16 protein-coding genes are annotated in these 16,902 nt (G+C 68.3%); 8 read left to right on the forward strand and 8 right to left on the reverse strand.

Features of this window, described 5'->3' with window-relative positions; translation table 11 throughout:
• Positions 1-24 precede the first annotated feature (24 nt).
• The 3 genes from K7711_RS29995 (at position 25) to K7711_RS30005 (ending at position 3,698) form a co-directional block, all read left to right on the forward strand.
• Positions 25-1,659 (forward strand): glycoside hydrolase family 183 protein, encoded by a 1,635-nt coding sequence (locus K7711_RS29995; protein ID WP_308015017.1) that lies wholly within the window; start codon positions 25-27, stop codon positions 1,657-1,659.
• An 81-nt stretch (positions 1,660-1,740) separates the two neighbouring features.
• Positions 1,741-3,189, forward strand: a complete 1,449-nt coding sequence (locus tag K7711_RS30000) for a CoA transferase (protein ID WP_222972877.1) — start codon at positions 1,741-1,743, stop codon at positions 3,187-3,189.
• Between the two features lie 80 nt (positions 3,190-3,269).
• The gene (locus tag K7711_RS30005) at positions 3,270-3,698 is read left to right on the forward strand and encodes a hypothetical protein (protein ID WP_157186311.1); all 429 of its coding nucleotides are present in this window, start codon (positions 3,270-3,272) and stop codon (positions 3,696-3,698) included.
• Between the two features lie 99 nt (positions 3,699-3,797).
• Here the strand turns inward: K7711_RS30005 and K7711_RS30010 are convergent, their stop codons facing one another.
• The 3 genes from K7711_RS30010 to K7711_RS30020 all read right to left on the reverse strand — a co-directional run bounded on the left by K7711_RS30010 (position 3,798) and on the right by K7711_RS30020 (position 6,297).
• Positions 3,798-5,039, reverse strand: coding sequence for an MFS transporter (locus K7711_RS30010; RefSeq protein ID WP_222972878.1), 1,242 nt, complete (start codon positions 5,037-5,039; stop codon positions 3,798-3,800).
• Positions 5,039-5,674 (reverse strand): GntR family transcriptional regulator, encoded by a 636-nt coding sequence (locus K7711_RS30015; RefSeq protein WP_222972880.1) that lies wholly within the window; start codon positions 5,672-5,674, stop codon positions 5,039-5,041. Before K7711_RS30015 ends, K7711_RS30010 begins: the two co-directional genes overlap by 1 nt.
• A 203-nt stretch (positions 5,675-5,877) precedes the next feature.
• Entirely contained in the window at positions 5,878-6,297 is a 420-nt protein-coding gene (locus tag K7711_RS30020) for a DUF2000 domain-containing protein (protein ID WP_222972882.1), read from the reverse strand.
• Positions 6,298-6,346: 49 nt separating this feature from the next.
• On the opposite strand from K7711_RS30020, the gene K7711_RS30025 reads away from it, so the two are divergent.
• Entirely contained in the window at positions 6,347-7,153 is an 807-nt protein-coding gene (locus tag K7711_RS30025) for a helix-turn-helix domain-containing protein (protein WP_222972884.1), read from the forward strand.
• A gap of 67 nt (positions 7,154-7,220) precedes the next feature.
• Here K7711_RS30025 and K7711_RS30030 read toward each other — a convergent pair whose 3' ends face one another.
• Positions 7,221-8,105, reverse strand: a complete 885-nt coding sequence (locus K7711_RS30030; protein ID WP_222972886.1) for a TetR-type transcription factor C-terminal domain-containing protein — start codon at positions 8,103-8,105, stop codon at positions 7,221-7,223.
• Positions 8,106-8,231: 126 nt separating this feature from the next.
• Between K7711_RS30030 and K7711_RS30035 the strand changes: the two genes are divergently transcribed.
• Together K7711_RS30035 and K7711_RS30040 are read left to right on the forward strand one after the other, a co-directional pair.
• On the forward strand, positions 8,232-9,446 hold the full coding sequence (locus tag K7711_RS30035; protein WP_222972888.1) for an acyl-CoA dehydrogenase family protein: 1,215 nt from the start codon (positions 8,232-8,234) through the stop codon (positions 9,444-9,446).
• Positions 9,447-9,829: 383 nt separating this feature from the next.
• Complete coding sequence (locus tag K7711_RS30040) at positions 9,830-11,347, forward strand: glycosyltransferase family 39 protein (RefSeq protein ID WP_235747977.1); 1,518 nt, start codon at positions 9,830-9,832, stop codon at positions 11,345-11,347.
• Between the two features lie 148 nt (positions 11,348-11,495).
• Here the strand turns inward: K7711_RS30040 and K7711_RS30045 are convergent, their stop codons facing one another.
• A complete protein-coding gene (locus K7711_RS30045; protein ID WP_222973201.1) occupies positions 11,496-12,344 on the reverse strand; it encodes a 3-hydroxybutyryl-CoA dehydrogenase in 849 nt (282 codons plus the stop codon).
• 244 nt (positions 12,345-12,588) lie between these two features.
• Between K7711_RS30045 and K7711_RS30050 the strand changes: the two genes are divergently transcribed.
• Entirely contained in the window at positions 12,589-13,536 is a 948-nt protein-coding gene (locus K7711_RS30050; RefSeq protein ID WP_222972890.1) for an alpha/beta hydrolase, read from the forward strand.
• A gap of 71 nt (positions 13,537-13,607) precedes the next feature.
• Here K7711_RS30050 and K7711_RS30055 read toward each other — a convergent pair whose 3' ends face one another.
• Positions 13,608-14,186 (reverse strand): TetR/AcrR family transcriptional regulator, encoded by a 579-nt coding sequence (locus K7711_RS30055; protein ID WP_222972892.1) that lies wholly within the window; start codon positions 14,184-14,186, stop codon positions 13,608-13,610.
• A gap of 91 nt (positions 14,187-14,277) precedes the next feature.
• Here K7711_RS30055 and K7711_RS30060 point away from each other — a divergent pair, with 91 nt between their 5' ends.
• Complete coding sequence (locus K7711_RS30060; RefSeq protein WP_308015018.1) at positions 14,278-14,688, forward strand: DUF4345 domain-containing protein; 411 nt, start codon at positions 14,278-14,280, stop codon at positions 14,686-14,688.
• A 99-nt stretch (positions 14,689-14,787) separates the two neighbouring features.
• On the opposite strand, the gene sigJ is transcribed toward K7711_RS30060, so the two are convergent.
• Positions 14,788-15,684, reverse strand: coding sequence for an RNA polymerase sigma factor SigJ (sigJ, locus tag K7711_RS30065; protein WP_222972898.1), 897 nt, complete (start codon positions 15,682-15,684; stop codon positions 14,788-14,790).
• Positions 15,681-16,862 (reverse strand): NAD(P)/FAD-dependent oxidoreductase, encoded by a 1,182-nt coding sequence (locus K7711_RS30070; protein ID WP_222972899.1) that lies wholly within the window; start codon positions 16,860-16,862, stop codon positions 15,681-15,683. Before K7711_RS30070 ends, sigJ begins: the two co-directional genes overlap by 4 nt.
• Between the last annotated feature and the right edge of the window lie 40 nt (positions 16,863-16,902).

A 16,902-nucleotide genomic window follows, 5' to 3' on the forward strand; every position in this document is an offset into this window, starting at 1 on the left:
GAAACCCTGCGAGGAGCCGACCGGGTGCTGCGAGACGCTACCGTTGCCGCTGCGGTGATCGTGATGACCGTGACCACCGCGCAGCCCGGCGCCGCCGCCCCGCTGCCGTGGGCGCCCGCGCCCGTGAACGCCTGTGGCGAAGCCGGTTTGGATCCGCAGGCCCGCACGCCGAATCCGGCCGTCCCGGTCCCGCCACCCGCACCGGCACAGCCGCCGACCATCCAGGTTCAGGTGGTGCAGCCCAAGATCACGCCGGTGAAGATTCCCAAGCAGGTGCACAACACCCGGATCGCACCGGCGGCGCTCCCGGCCGATCTGTGCGCCAATCCGTGCCCGCAACTGGCCGGTGGGCGCACGCGGACCTCGTATCCGATCCCGCCGGGCACGCCGACCTGGCCCGAAGGTCCGCCGAAGCCGGCGACCACGACGTCGCCGACCACCACGCCGCCCAGCACCACACCCCCGGCCAGTTCCGCACCCCCGACCCCGTGGCAGCTGCCGAAGCTGCAGATCGTCCCGCAGCCGGAGGTGATCCCGCTGCCCGTCACACTGCTCGGCCCGGACGTCACCGGCCCACGCCCGCAACCACTTCCGCCCGTGGTTCACCCGCCGGTGCAACCAGCACCCGTCACGCACGCGCTCGAGCCGTTCCGGATCGGGGACGTCTACCCCGTGACGCAGCTGACCGGACCCGGATCGCAGAACCGCACCGATGTGCGCTGGCAGGTGAACGACACCGATCTGGGCCTGATGTGGGAATCCGCACCGGGCCGGGTCGCCGTCGCCTTCGGCGACACGTTCGGCACCGGATTCCAGGACGGCGGGCCCAGCGGCGGGGACTGGCGCAGCAATGTCCTGGGCTTCAGCTCCGATCACGATCTCGCGCACGGGATGAAGATCGACACCATGGTCTCCGACGCGCCGTGTCACGCCACCGAGGTGCTCGGCAGTTACAAGGTGAACAACTTCGAGATCACCGTCATCCCGACGTCCGGTTTCGCGCTGGGTGACCGGCAGTACCTGAGCTATATGTCGGTGGCGCGCTGGTCCAAGAAGCCGAGTCGCTGGTGGACCAACTACGGCGGCCTCGCCTATTCCGACGACGGCGGGCAGACCTGGGTGGACGACGAGCACGTCCGGTGGGACAACGTCTTCGGTCAGGGCCAGTTCCAGGTGGTGGCGATGGCGCCGCACGACGGATACGTCTACATGTTCGGCACACCCAACGGACGTTTCGGCACCATCGCCCTCGCCCGCGTCCCGCAGGCCGACGTGCTGAACAAATCGGCATACCAATATTGGATCGATGGCTTCTGGCGACCCACCCTCCAGGCGCCCTCACCGGGCGGCACGGGGATGGAACTGTCGGCCAGCCCGATCATGTCCGGCATCGCCGGGGAGCTGTCGGTCCGCTACGACACCGCCGCGGGCCGCTGGGAGATGAGCTACCTCGACGCGGACAACAACGTTCTGGTGCTGCGTCGATCCACCACCCCGCAGGGCCTGTGGTCCGCCCCCGCCACCCTGCTGAGCACCGCGGACTACCCCTCGGGATACGGCGGCTTCATGCACCCCTGGTCCACCGGCAACGACCTGTACTTCACCCTGTCCGAATGGCGGCACTACAACGTCTACCTCATGCACGCAGCCATTCACTGACCTCGGCCCACAGCTGCCCGTCTCATGACCGAAATATCAAGCGACACAAGCCGATAGATCCCCGAACCGGCAGGAGACGCCATGACCATCGAACATCGACCGGTTGCCGACGAGGGCGAGCTCGATCACCTCGCCGCGCTGGACGATCTCCTCGCGAGTACCGGATTGTCGGCAGCCGACGCCGGGGGTGCGGTCGACTTCGAGGGACAGGATCCGATTCTCGCGGCGCGACATCGGCTGGGCGCGTCCATCGGCATTCCGCTGATGGGTGCGGCCGTCGGCGCGGTCGCGGTGCATCGTCGGCGCGGTGGGCCCGCGCAGGATCTGCACCTGGACCTGCGCCAGGCCGTGCACGGCATCACCCCGCACGCGTTCTGGCATCCCACCCTCGCCGGTGAGCTGCCGCCGTTCCCGCTGGTCGCGGACAATCCGTTCCTGCTCGCGCCGTATCGCACCGCTGACGGTCGCACCGTGATGGCCTCGGGGGTGTACCCGCATCTGGCGGCGAAATGGTGCCGATTCCTGGACGTCCCACCGGATTACGCGAAGGTCGCCGCGGCGTTCGCCGCACGCGACGCCTTCGAACTCGAGGAGGCCGCGAACGCGGCCGGGCTCCCGCTGTGTGTGGCGCGGACCCCGGAGGAATGGCTCGCACACCCGCAGGGCGCGCTGCTGGCCACCCGGCCGGTGATCGGACTACAGCGCATCGCGGACGCACCGGTAGCCGACTTCGGTTCGGCCGCACGGCCTTTGGATGACATCCGGGTACTGTCCTTCACCCACGCCATCGCCGGTCCGACCGTCGGGCGCACCCTCGCCGAACAGGGTGCGGACGTGCTGTGCGCCACCCGCCCCAACGACTACGAGCACGATTTCATCTATGCCGAGGCCAATGTCGGCTCCCGCAGCGCCTACGTCGACCTGAATACCGACTCCGGCCGCGAACGCGCCGAGCGGCTGCTGGCGGATGCGCACATCGTGGTCAACAACCATCGCGGCGACAAACTCGAGCGGCTCGGCCTGGATCCGGCGCAGCTCGCGGCCCGCTATCCGGGGATCATCGTCGTCTCGGTCACCTGCTACGGCTCCGAAGGCCCGTGGCGGGCCCGCGGCGGCTTCGACATGAACGGCTCGGCCGCCTCGGGCCTGATGAGCATCGAGGGCGGCGACGAGCATCCGAAACTCCCCGTCACCGGCATGATCAACGATTTCATCACCGGCTACATGGGGGCCATCGGCGCACTGGCCGCACTCGTGAAACGCAGTACCGAGGGCGGTTCGTGGCATGTCACGGTCAACCTCACCCGCACCGCGATGTGGTATCGAACGCTCGGCCTGGTCGATCCGGCCGACGCGGGCTCGGCCGACCGGCACACGCTGCTCGACCCCGCCGCCTACGACGCCGCGAGCCCGCTGGGCGACGTGCACATGCTCGCTCCGCCGGTGCGTTTCTCGCACACCGCCCCCGCCTGGCCGGACCCGCCGCTGGTGCCTCGCGGCTCGAGCCGCCCGCAGTGGCGAACCGTATGAGCCGACCTTTCCGTCAGCGTGAGCGAGCGGATTGGGCAACAATGTCCCCGGAAGGTCGATCCGAACAAAGGATTACACAGATGCGACGACCAGCATGGACACGTGTGGCAGCAGCCGTGGCAGTCGCGACCCCCGCGGCGTTCGCGGTACTCGTGATGCCCGCGGCCTCGGCCGCACCCGCGTTGGCGGCGCCGGACGTGCAGTTCACGGCGTCCGGACCGGGCACGGTCACCGCGACCGTGCACAACAAGAACACCCAGCAGGGCACCGTGTGCTGGGCGACCGACACCGACAACAAGACCGTCTTCGGCAGCGGCGGCCAGGACTCGTACGCCGGTCCCGGCCGGACGATCACCGTCTCGATCCGGAATCTGCCGAACGGCCCGATCCACGCGCAAGCGTTCTGCGCGTACCACACCCCGCCGCTGGGCTCACACGACTACACCTCGTCCACGGCGCCCACGACGGTCACCGTCACCGGCGGCGCACCCACCGGCAGCGCCGGCTAGCCACCGGCTGCCATTGCGCAACGGCCGGGCTCGCGGCGTCCATCACGCCGCGCGCCCGGCCGCTCTCTTCTCCGGTTTGTGGCCGGATATCCTTGGGGCTCAGCTGATTTCGAGCTTCGCACGGTAGTTTCGCAGCACCACTGTCAGGCAGGCCAGTGCGACCAGCGCCCCGGCCACGAGCATCACCGGATAGCCGAGCCCGGTGGTCTGATTCAGCAGGGCCAGCAGAGCGGGCAGGCCGAAGCCGATGTAACAGACCGAATAGAAGACCGCGGTCAGCCCCGCCAGATCCTGCGGTTCGGCGATGCGCTCGACCTCTTGCAACCCGGCGACCAGTCCGATGCCGTTCCCGGCACCCAGCACCGCCGCCGCGACCAGTGCGATCCAGAGCGTCAGTGTGGTCGCCGCGACCGCCGCGAGCACCATTCCGGCCGTGACCAGCACCAGCGCGAGCGCCGCGATCCGCGCCACCCCGGGACGATCGATCCGCCGGGCCACCGACTGGATCAGGAATCCGCAGCCCAGGGTCAACACCGTGAGCAGCGCCGAGAAGCCGATCTGCAGGCTGTGCGCCTTTCCGGCCAACAGCGTCGGCAGGACCGCGTAGGCCGTGCCGACCGAAGCGAACACCCACACCGCCACCGGCAGCGCGACGCCCAGGAACCGATGGTGTCCGGGCGAGGGAATACGCAGATCGTCCCGCAGACGCCCCGGATTCGATTGCCGCACCACGGTTTCCGGAACACGCATCACCCAGGCCGCGCCCACCACGCACAGCGCGACATTCACCAGATACGCCAGCGAATGCGGCCACGGCGCCCACTGCGCCAGCACTCCGGCCACACCCGCGCCGAGTGCGAATCCCGCGGTCAGACTCATCGCCGAACGCCGCGCACCGGTCCCGACCGCCGCCGACGACGAGTACGGCGGCTGCGACAACTCCTTGACCCAGCTACCGCCCACGGCCATCGCCAGCCCCAGCGCCACCCCCGAGAGCACCCGGCCGACCGACAGCAGCGCCACCGAATCGGCCCCCACGGCCAGCAGCAACGACGCCGCCGCGGCGATGAACGGCGCCGGACGCATGAGCCTGCGCCGTCCGAACCGATCCGAGAGCGGGCCACCGATCAGCAGGGCGGGCACGATGCCCAGCACGTAGTCGAACAGCAGGACGTCCACCGTGGTGACCGACAGCCCGTGGTTCTTGTACATCACCAGCAGCGGCGTGAATTCGTTACCGCCCCAGGCGATCACGAACATCGCCGCACCCACGCCCCGCCAGGCCCGCGGCGCGGCGACCACATCGGGCGCGCGCTCGACCTCGACCACCGAACTCGTCATCACAAACCCCGCAATTCCAACTGGTGCACCCCGGACAGATGCTCGACGAGTAGCACGGCGAAGCCGTCGGCGTCACCGGACTCGATCGCATCGGCCAGGCGTGCGTGCTCCGCCACGATCTGCGCCGCATTACCCGAACGGCGTTGCACCGCAAGGCTGTTCATTCGGCGCTGCCGCTCCCGCAACGAGTCGTAGAACCCGGTCAGGAGCGGATTGCCCGCGGCGGCCACGGCCCCGCGGTGGAATTCGGTGTCCAGGGCCGCGAACTGCTCCAGATCCCCCGCCGCAGCAAGCTCACGCTGCGATTCGATCACCGAGCGCAACTCCGCCAGCAGCGCGGTCCGGTCGAGGGTGGCCAGCGCCCGGACCGCGGCCGTCTCCACGACGTACCGAGCGTGCGCGACATGTTCGGCCTCCCCCGGCGGCACCGGCACCACCAGCGCACCGCGCTTGGGATACAGCCGCATCCACCCTTCCGCCTCCAGCCGCAGAAATGCCTCGCGCACCGGAGTGCGCGAGGTTCCCAGATCGGCCGCGACCTCCCCCTCGCTGATCAATTCGCCACCGGGCAGCGCACCGCCCAGGATCCGCTCCTTGACCTCTCGATAGGCCCGCTCAGCGGATGAATACGTCATAGACACAAGATGCATCTTAGTGACCCGTCACGCCGCATCCCGGACGGCCCCCGGAAACACCCACGTCACAACCGATGCACGGCCTCCACTCACCTCACGCGACCCGTCATCGCCGGTCCTCGTCAGCAGTCCAACCGACGCGCCCGCTCACGGCTCACGGCTCACGACTCACGACTCACGACTCACGACTCACGACTCACGACTCACGGATGCATACGCGCGCCCTTGCTCACCTTGTCCACGACGTTGCGCGGTCCGTAGACGGCGAGTCCGACCAGGTCGAGCGAATCCGTGCCGACCGCGCGCACCGCGGCTCGGTTGGCGGCGTCGTGGCCGGTGGCGAACAGGTCCGAGGTGAACACCGCCGTGTGCAGTCCGCGCGCGAGCGCCTTCGAGTGCGCGGACTGCAGCGTCTCCTTGCCGGCCTCGAAGACGAGGACCGGCTGCCGGAACATCGGCAGGTACGCGGTGCCGTCGGCATCCTCGTACGGTTCGCCGATCACCTCGGGCAGCATCGTCCCCAGCCCGCTGACCAGGAAGGACGTCACATTCAACCGCTGCCACACCGGCAGGTCGTCGCGCAGCAGGACCGCGATCTTGGTATCGAAACGCACATTCTCCATGCGACGACTCTGCGCCGGTCGGGTCCGCGAAGGCTTGTACGATTCTGGCATGGTTGCCGGCGCAGTCGAGGAGGTCCGGGCCTGGCAACCCCGGGTTCCGGGCATCGTCGAGGTGTTCCATGCCCGATTCGTCGAGCACGTCTATCCGATGCACGCGCATGACGCGTGGACTCTGCTCATCGTCGACGAGGGCGCGGTCCGCTACGACCTGGACCGGCACGAATACGGCGTGCTGGGTTCGGCGGTCTCGCTGCTGCCGCCGCACGTCCCGCACAACGGTCAGGCCGCGACCGCGCACGGATTCCGCAAGCGGGTTCTCTACCTCGACACCGATCACCTGCCCGAGACGATGATCGGCTCCGCGGTCGACACACCGACGTTCGCCGATCCGCTACTGCACCTGCGCATCCGCCAGCTGCATGCCGTACTCGCCACTCCGGGTGAGGAATTCGAGGCCGCCGGACGTCTCACACTCATCCACGATCGCCTCGACACCTTGTTGCAGGGGATCGATCCACCAGCTCGGCACGCCGATCCCGGACTCGCGCACCGCCTCCGAGATCTGCTCGATTCCCATGTTGCGCAGGGTGTTTCCCTTGAGGAGGCCGCAGCCGAACTCCATGCCGACCCCACCCACCTGATCCGCGCCTTCGGCCGCGAGTTCGGCATGCCACCCCACCGGTACCTGATCGCGCGGCGGGTCGATCTGGCCCGGCCACTGCTACTGCGCGGCATGCCGACGCGAGATGTGGCTGCCGCCACGGGTTTTCACGACCAGCCGCATCTGACCCGGCACTTCAAACGGATCCTCGGTACGACACCGGCCCGGTACGCGCGCAGTGGTCCCGCGTACTGAACGCCCCCCGATCGACAGCCACCGAGGTGCGCTGAGATCGGATCATCGCCGATCGCCATACCGGAGCTCACGGTTGGGATGTTTCGAGTCCGATCAGCCGTAGCGCGAAATCGGCATAGCGCGTGGCGAGTTGCTCCGGCGTAACGGACCCGTCGAGCCGAAACCATTGCGGCAGTGCGGTACACATGGTCGCGATCGCGCGGCCCGCGATGTGAATCCGGTCGTCGGCCGGGCCGTGTGCATCGGCGGCCTCGGCGATCGCCGCATCGAGTTGATATTGGATCTCGTTGCGGGAAGCGGTGATTCGTCTGCGGTTCGGTGCGGTCAGGCTGCGCATCTCGCTGGCGCCGATGAATGCCAGCTTCCTGCGGTGGGTGTGGAACAGCGCGAGGGCCTCGACGGTATACGCCAGCCGATCGACCGGTGTCCGGCCCTGCCCGCGTGCGGCCGGTACCCGCCAGTGCAACTCGTCCATGGTCAGATCGAAGGCTCGCACCAGCAACTGCTGCTTGTCGGGGTAGTGATGGTAGACACCGGGCACACTCATCCCCGCCCGGTCCGCGATCGAACGCATCGTCGCACCGTGGTACCCCGTCTCCACGAACGAATCGACGGCCGCCTCAAGCACCGGATCGGTGGGCAGCGGCGGGAATTCACGCCAATTGCGGTCGGATCGCTCGGCGACGGTCATCGTGCGGCCTCGTTCGGGACGATCGGGCCGCGGTGCGGAATCCCGCTCACCGATCAGCAGCGGCACGGTCGTGCCCAACTCCTTCGCCAGAGTTCGCAGCCGCGGTACCGACACGCCGGTCCGGCCGTTCTCGATGGCGCTGAGGGTGGCCGGGCTGACGCCGATGCGGCGCGCGGTCTCACGCAGGGAGATACCGGCCGCGGTCCGCGCGGCTCGCAGCCGAGCGCCGATATCGTCTGCGGAACGGTCCCCGGAATCCATTTGTTCAGGATATCCGAACACTCGAAGTCCGCACATCCTCGCTTTTGACAGAGGTAATCGCTGCATGGCAATGTTCCTACGAACCCCAGCCGAGCGTACGTTCGGGCCGACAGGTGAGGAGTGACTGTGGCGATCGATCTGTCCCACCCAGCCGAAATTCGCGAACTGGCCGAGCGCACGCGCGAATTCGTCCGCACCACGATCCTGCCGATCGAGGACGCGCACGGCGGCGACATCGCCGCGGCGGGCGGGGACGCGAACCGGGTCGAGATGCAGCAGGCCGCCCGCGACGCGGGCGTCTTCGCACCGCATGCGCCGGTCGAGTACGGCGGCCACGGTCTGGGCATGTCGGATCGGGCGCCGGTCTTCGAGGAGGCCGGATACTCACTGTTCGGCCCGACCGCCCTGAATATCGCGGCGCCCGACGAGGGCAATGTGCACATGCTCGCCCACATCGCCGATCCCGAGCAGAAACAGCAGTTCCTCGAACCCCTCGCCCGCGGCGACGTCCGTTCGGCGTTCGCGATGACCGAACCGGCTCCCGGTGCGGGTTCGGACCCCTCGGCCCTGGCCACCCGCGCGGTGCGCGCGGAGGGCGGCTGGCGGATCAACGGCCACAAGTGGTTCATCACCGGCGCCGACGGCGCGGGTTTCTTCATCATCATGGCCCGCACCACCGGTGAGCCGGGCGAGCGCGGCGGGGCGACGATGTTCCTGGCCCCGGCCGACACTCCCGGCATCCGCGTGGAACGCCACATCGAGACCTTGGACAAGTCGATGATCGGCGGCCACTGCGAGGTGTTCTTCGACGACGTGCTGGTCCCGGATTCGGCGGTGCTGGGTGCGGTCGACCGTGGTTTCGAATACGCGCAGGTGCGCTTGGGCCCGGCCCGGATGACGCATGTGATGCGCTGGCTGGGCGCGGCTCGCCGTGGCCACGACGTCGCGGTAGCGCATGTGGCCGAGCGACAGGGCTTCGGATCGCGGCTGGGCGATCTGGGCATGATCCAGAAGATGATCGCCGACAACGAGATCGATATCGCGGCCACCCGCGCACTGCTCACCCGGGCGTGCTGGGAACTCGATCGAGGCGAGCCCGCCGCCAACGCCACCTCCATCGCGAAAACCTTTGCCGCGGAAGCGATCTTCCGGATCGTCGATCGCAGCGTGCAGATGTGCGGCGGCCTGGGCGTATCCGGAGATCTGCCGCTGGCGCGACTCTCGCGGGAAGTACGCCCGTTCCGCATCTACGACGGCCCCTCGGAAGTACACCGCTGGGCCATCGCCAAACGCGCCGTCGGTGCGGCCCGCCGCGCACGCCGCGAGGCCGAGTCGCAGTAATTCGCCTTCACTCCCACGGCCGCACACCTCCTGTGCGGCCGGTCCGGCGCGGACGGCACGCCAGTTCAGCGGGATGTCGTCCGGCGTAGCCGTCGAGCACGCCTGCCCGTCGCTGCGGACGATGCATGTGTACCGCCTCTCGGGTGAGCGTGACGGCCAATGGGTGTCCCGGAGTACGGATTTCGGCGGTTCTCCGTGGCCGGTAACACTTCGCGGTAGCAGTGACGCTGTGTGACTGTATATTTCACGCGGCGTCGTCGGCGCATCCGATCCCGCTCGACGATGCTCGGCCACCCGACCAGCCGCAGAACGGTCCGTCAGCTGCGGCAGGATCGCATTCGTTCCGGCGACTGCGTTCGAGCCGATCACTCGAGGAGTGGGCCATGACCCAGAGCGACCGGGCAGACATGGCGGAGAATCCTGTTCCGCCTGGTCGATCCGAGAATCGCGGACGGCCGCCGATCGCTCGACGGCCGGTGTTCGTGATCGCGGCGGTGGCGGCGATCGCGCATCTGCTGGTGGCCACACGCTTCGGCTGGCATCGCGACGAGTTCTACTACGTCCTGTGCGGCAGGCATCCGGACTGGGGTTATGTCGATCAGCCGCCGTTGGCCCCGCTGCTGGCGCGGCTGGCCGCCGATCTGCCCGGCGGGGTGCTGCCGCTGCGACTGCTGGCGATCGCAGCGCAGATCGGTTGTGTCCTACTGGCTTCCGTACTGGCCGCCGAATTCGGCGGTCGGCGGCGTGCGCAGACCCTGACCGCGGCGGCGGTCGCCGCGTGCCCGGTGTTCGTGGCGGCTTCGATGCTGTTCGGCACCACGGTGCTCGATCAGCTGGGCTGGGTGGCGGTACTCGTACTGACGGCCAGGGCCCTGCGGTTGGGCACGACCCGTGCCTGGCTCGCCGCGGGGCTGGTGGCCGGTATCGGATTGCAGACCAAGGACACTCTCGCGGTGCTGCTGATCGGCATCGTCGTGGGCCTGCTGGCGTTCCGACGGGATGCGCTGCGCGGTCGCGGCCCCTGGCTGGCCGGGGTGCTGGCGATCCTGATCGCGGTGCCGAACATCATCTGGGACGCGCGGCATCAGTGGGCGAATCTGCACATGGCGCAGGCGCTGGCCGACCAGCAGGGCGGCCCGCTCGGTGCGCTGACCCAGATCCCGACACTGGTCTTGCTGCTGGCCGGTCCGCCGTTGATCGTTCTGTGGTATTCCGGTGTGCGCCAACTGATTTCACATGACGGACGGGAACACCGCTGGCTGCCGGCGGCCTCGGTCGTAGTCCTGCTGCTGTTCACCGTCAGCGGCGGCAAGGTCTACTACGCCGCCCCGGTGCTGGCCGGACTGTTCGCGGCCGGGGCGGTACGGGTCGAGCGGCTCACGCCCGGACGTCGGCGCTGGCCGCTCGCGGTGGCCGTATCCGCGGTACTCGCGATCGTGATCGGCCTGCCGGTGCTCCCGCCCCGCGCGGAGACCGCGTTGCGGCCGGTCAACCCGCAGGCCATGGAGACCTACGGCTGGCCCGGATTCGTCGACCAGATCGCCCGTGCCGCAGCGCCATTGCCCGCCGAGGCCCCCATCTTCGCCAGCAACTACGGGGAGGCCGGCGCGGTGAGCATCCTGGGCCCCGCGGCCGGACTGCACCGAACGGTGCTCAGCGGCCACAACAACTACCTGCTCTGGGGTCCGCCGCCGGGCACACCCGACACCGTCCTGTGCGTGGGCCAGTGGAACACCACCTACCTTCACCGCTTCTGGTCCCGGGTCACCGAGGTCGCACCCCTGACGCTGCCGGACGGGCTGACCGATCAGGAGACCGCTCAGCACGCCGCCATCTACCTGTGCACCCAGCCCCGCGGCACCTGGGCCCAGCTGTGGCCCGACCTGCGCCACCTCGACTGAGACCGACCCGTATCACGAGCATTCGTCTACTGCTCAACGGTTTCGGGCCAACCGGAATCCACACCGACTCTGCCGGGCAGATCTGTTCACTCGGTGGACGGGAGACGACACGAAGTGAGGCGGGCCCTCCTCGGGCCCGCCCGCTCGTCTAGCTGTAGTTGTAGAACCCGCGACCGGTCTTGCGACCCAGGCGACCGGCGTCGACCATGCGGCGCAACAGGGCCGGAGGCGCGTAGTGCGGTTCGGCGAATTCGGCGTACAGCGACTCCGACGCGGCCAGCGCGATATCCAGGCCGACGGTGTCCAGCAGCGTCAGCGGGCCCATCGGGTAACCGCAGCCGCCCTTCATCGCGTCGTCGATGTCCTCGGCCGACGCGTAGCCCGATTCGAGCATCCGCACCGCCTGACACAGGTACGGGATCAGCAGCGCGTTGACGATGAACCCGGACCGGTCACCGGCCTGCACGGTGGTCTTGTTCAGCGTGTTCTTCGCGTAATCGGTGACCGCGGCGGCGGTTTCCGGCGAGGTGACCAGCGTCGAGATGATCTCCACCAGCGGCATCACCGGGACCGGGTTGAAGAAGTGCATGCCCAGCACCTGCTCCGGACGCTGGGTCGCGCCCGCGACCTTGATCACCGGAATCGAGGAGGTGTTGGTGGCCAGAATTCCGGCGGGCTTGACGATCTTGTCGAGCTTGCCGAAGATTTCGTACTTCAGCGCTTCGATCTCCGGAGCCGCCTCCACCACCAGATCACGATCGGCGAAGTCGTCGATGTCCAGCGTCACCCGCACGCGCGCGATCGCCGCGTCGGCGTCCTCCTGGCTGATCCTGCCCTTGCTCACACCGCGCGAGATCGACGCGGCGACCCGCTGCTGCGCGGCTTCGACCAGCTCCTGCTTCGTCTCGAGGACCAGGACCTCACTTCCGGCCTTGGCGCATACCTCGGCAATGCCCGCGCCCATCGTGCCGCCACCGATCACACCGATCAGCTTCACAGTCACCACTCCAAATCCTGTTCGACAACAGTTCCCGGCCCAGGGCCACAGCTCAGGATACGAAGGGCCGGGACAACGCCCGCCACCCCACTACCTCATGGGACATTCCTCACAACTCGGGCCGTAATTTGAATTCTCAAAAACCGAGAAGATAATCTCGATCCAACGAGAGGATCATTCTCGTACAATCAGCGCCGGTCGGGCCGGTACCGATGCGCAGGCCACGGGCGGAAAGGATCCCCGCATGACCGTCACCGACAACGACCTCCCCCTCCTCGCCGACGGCGATCCACAACCGGTCGTCGCCGAGATCGACGGGATCCCGATCTCGGGACTACTCGCGCGGGCGCGTAATCCGCGCGCGACCCTGGTCGCACTGCACGGCGGCGCGACGACGTCGCTGTACTTCGACTGCCCGGGACATCCCGACCTGTCACTGCTGCGCACAGCGGCCGCCGCCGGATTCACGGTGCTGGCCCTGGACCGGCCCGGCTACGGCAGATCGCACCCGTACGGCGCTCAACTGGCAGACCCGCAACTACGCGTCGAACTCATGTACCGCGCCATCGACCATCATCTGGACCCGGCATCGCGCGGCGCCGGGGTATTCCTGCTGGCGCATTCGGCCGGATGCGAGACCGCGGTCCGGATGGCCGCCGACCCCGAGCGCGGTCCGCAACTCCTGGGCCTGGAACTCTCGGGCACCGGACGGCAGCGGCAGCCCGCGGCCGAGGAGATCCTCGCCGTGCGACCCCGGCCCGACAATGTGAAGGTGGGCCGGTTGCTGTGGGAGCCCGCGCGGCTGTACCCGCCCGAACATGTCGGCGGCGGGCTGATCGGTTCCAGCGGACCGGGATTCGAAGGGAAGCTGGTGCAGGAGTGGGCGGCCGAGCACTTCCCGGAACTGGGCCCGCGCGTGCGGATTCCGGTGCGTTTCACCGTCGCCGACCATGAGCAGGTCTGGCGCAACGATCCCGCCGGCCTGCTCGAGGTCGCCGAACTGTTCTCCGCCGTCCCGCGCCTGGTGCTGAACATCCAGCAGAACTCCGGGCACAACATCAGCATCGGGCATACCGCGACGGCCTACCACCTCGAGGTCCTGGCCTTCGCCGCCGAGTGCATCGTCGCCCGGGAGAGCGGCGAATTCAGCGGTCCGGCACGGCAATTCGACGGCATGTCCGCCGGGAGCTGAGTCGGCGGACGGGCTGGTCACCGGCAGCATCGTCGCCGGTTCCGAATCGGCCGCGCGGGACCGGCTCGAGGTCAGGTCCGCAGGGCGGCGAGTGCGCCTTCCAGTGCGCCGAGGCAGGTGGTTTGGACCTGCTCCCGAGTGAGGGAGTCGTGCTCGAGCCATTCCAGGCAGAGAGTGTGCACGAACATGAGCCATGCGGTGAGCAGGGAGGACATCAGTTCGCGAGCGGGCCCGGCCGGCCCGAGGGCGGCGAGCATCACCTCGCGCATGGCGGTGTGTTCGCCGAAGACGATCGCCTGGACGACCGGATCGCCGGACAGGGCGCGGTTGGCGGCCAGGACCGTATTGCGATTCGTCGCGAAGTACTCCAGATGCGCGTCGAGCCCCGCGGCCACCTGGTCGGTCAGCGGGAGCTCGGGATCGATGTGCACCACCGCCTGCAGCGCCTCGGCCGCGCGCCGGTAGATCGCGGCAAACAGGGCGCTCTTGGTCGGAAAATGGCGGTAGAGCAGGGCGCGGGACACCCCGGCCCGTTCGGCGATCCGATCCATCTGCACCCGGTCGTAGGGCAGTTCGGCGAACACCTGCGCGCCGACGTCGAGCAGTTCGGCGCGACGTTGTTCGGGCGTCAGTCGGCGACGAGGCGGCATCAGCCCAGATTAGTTGACGCGTGTGTACTAGTGCGGTTACGCTCGAAACACTAGTTGACACATGTCTACTAGCTCAGGGGAAGGGGCAACCGTGCGAACCGTATTGCGTTGGTTCCTCAGCATTTTCGGCGTCGCCTGCGCACTCATCGCGCTGGCGCACATCTTCATCGGACCACGCACGATCATCGGCGCGAACACCCCGAACGCCACCCTGGACGGGGATATGCGCATGGTGATGGTGCTGTTCCTGGCCTACGGGCTGCTGTGCGCCTGGGCCGCACGGGATCTGGACCGTTACGCGGGCCTGATCCACCTGCTGATGCTGGTGTTCTTCGTCGGCGGGCTGGTCCGGTTGCTGACCGTGGCCTACGTCGGCTGGCCGCACTGGTTCTACATCGCCATGATCGTCGTCGAAATCGTTGTGCCGCTGATCTATTCGCCGCTGCTTCGGCAGGTCACCGGTCGGCCGATCGGCGCGGACCTGGCCGAACTGACGCACTAGGTCCGGCAGGACTCGAATGCCGTTCGCGGAGCGGGCCCGCGGTGGCGTGGACGTCCGCGGCGAACCGCCCCGGACGTCCACGCCGCCGATTCGCCGCCACTAACGGCTGATCCGCCGGGGAACCGTTGCCGCAGTGAGCTTGTCGGGGTTGCGAACGGCGTAGAAGGTGGTGATGACGTCGTTCACCACCTCGATCAGATACACCCCTTCCAACCGATCACCGGAGTAGACGGCCATCGCCGGAGTGCTGTTGCAGTTGACCGTCTCGATCCGCAGACCGGGTGCGTTCTCGGCCTTGCGGAACAGATCGATCAGATACCGGGCGACCCGCGCCGCACCCAACACCGGCCGCCGCGCCGCCACGGCCTTGCCGCCGCTGTCTGCGATGAACGCGACGTCCGGGGCCAGCAGGTCGAGCAGTCCGCGCGTGTCCCCCGTGCTCGTCGCGGTCATGAACTGTTCGGTGATCCGGGTGATCCGCGCGGCATCCACCGGTTCGAAACGTCTGCGCCGCGCCCGCACGTGCTCGCGAGCACGGTGTGCCACCTGACGCACCGTCATGACCGATTTGCCCACCGCGGCGGCGACATCCGGGTACTCGAAACCGAACACCTCGCGCAGCACGAAGACGGCCCGTTCGTCGGGGCCGAGGGTTTCCAACAGGACGAGCATGGCCATCGACACCGATTCGGCGAGCACCACATCGGCCGAGGCGTCCGGTTCCGCGAGTTGCAGCGGTTCGGGCAGCCACGGGCCGACGTAGTCCTCGCGTCTGCGGGCGCCGGCGCGCACCGCGTTCAGCGCTTGGCGGGTCACCAATCGGGCCAGATACGACCTGGTGTCGCGGACCGTCGTCAGATCCACCTCGGCCCAGCGCAGATAGCTGTCCTGCAGGACGTCGTCGGATTCGGTTGCCGAACCGAGGATTTCGTAGACGATCGTGAACAGCAGCGGCCGCAGCAGGGTGAACCGCTCGGCATGCTCGTCGGCGCTCATGACGAGGTCACCGAGGGCGCGACATCGCGCGAATCGGGGCGCGGGCCGCCCTTCACCCATACCAGCGAACCGGGCTTGCGCGCCTCGCGGCGAATCTTTCCCACGGCGAAATTGCAGGTCACCTCCTTGATCCTGGCACCCGCGCGACCGCCGATGTACAGATTCATCGCGGTGTCGTCCTTGTGCGCGAGCTGCCGGACGCCGATGCGGCGGCCCAGGCTCAGGCATGTTCCGGTCAGAGCAACGTCGACCACAGCCGGAGGGGTTCCCGTGATATGGCTCGACACCGTCTCGGCGGCCTGCGCGCCGAGTGCCCCGGCGGCCTGGCTGCTCATCCGCAGCGGCTGCCCCGACGGTGCGGCGGCGTCACCGGTCGCGACGATACGGTCGTCATCGATGCTGGTCAACGTCTCATCGGTGAGCAACCTGCCGATCGCGTCGGTGCGTAGCCCGCTCGCGGCCGCCAGCTGTGGCACACCGAAACCTGTCGTCCAGATGGTCAGGCCACTCGGGTGCACCGCGCCACCGGACAGTACGACGGCATCCGCGCGCACCTCGCCGACCGGATCGGATTCGAGGACCGAAACACCGTGCCGCGACAACCATTTCGCGACGTATCGGCGACCCGACGCACTCAGCGAGGGCATCAACGTCCCACCGCAGACGAGCGTCACGCCCCATCCCTGCTCGGCCAGTTCGGCGGCCGTTTCGATACCGGTCGGCCCGCCGCCGACCACGGTGATCGGCGCATCGGCGGGCAGCTCGTCCAACCGGGCCCGCAACCGCCGCGCGGACTCGAATTCACCCATACGGCAGGCGAATTCGTCCCCACCGGGCACCGAAGGCACGGCCTCGGTGCTGCCGACCGCATAGACGAGGTGGTCGTATCCCAGCCCACGCCCCGACGCCAATCGCACTGCGCGAGTGACGGTGTCGATCCGCGCGGCACTGTCGACCACCAGCTCGATCCCCGCACCGAGCAACGTCTCGTAATCGATCGTCGCCACACCGGTCCCGGCCACCAGCTGATGCAACCGCACCCGGTCCACGAAGGCCGGACGCGGATTGACCATCGTGATGTGAACGTCCTCCCGCTTGCGCAACCGATTGGCCGCCACCGTCCCCGCATACCCGCCCCCGACGACGACCACCCTGTGCCGTGTGTTGTGTTCAGTCATGCCCCCGAGACACCGCCGACCGGCGAAATATGACAGCACA

It is taken from the genome of Nocardia coffeae, assembly GCF_019890715.1.
GTDB classification, from domain to species: domain Bacteria; phylum Actinomycetota; class Actinomycetes; order Mycobacteriales; family Mycobacteriaceae; genus Nocardia; species Nocardia jiangxiensis.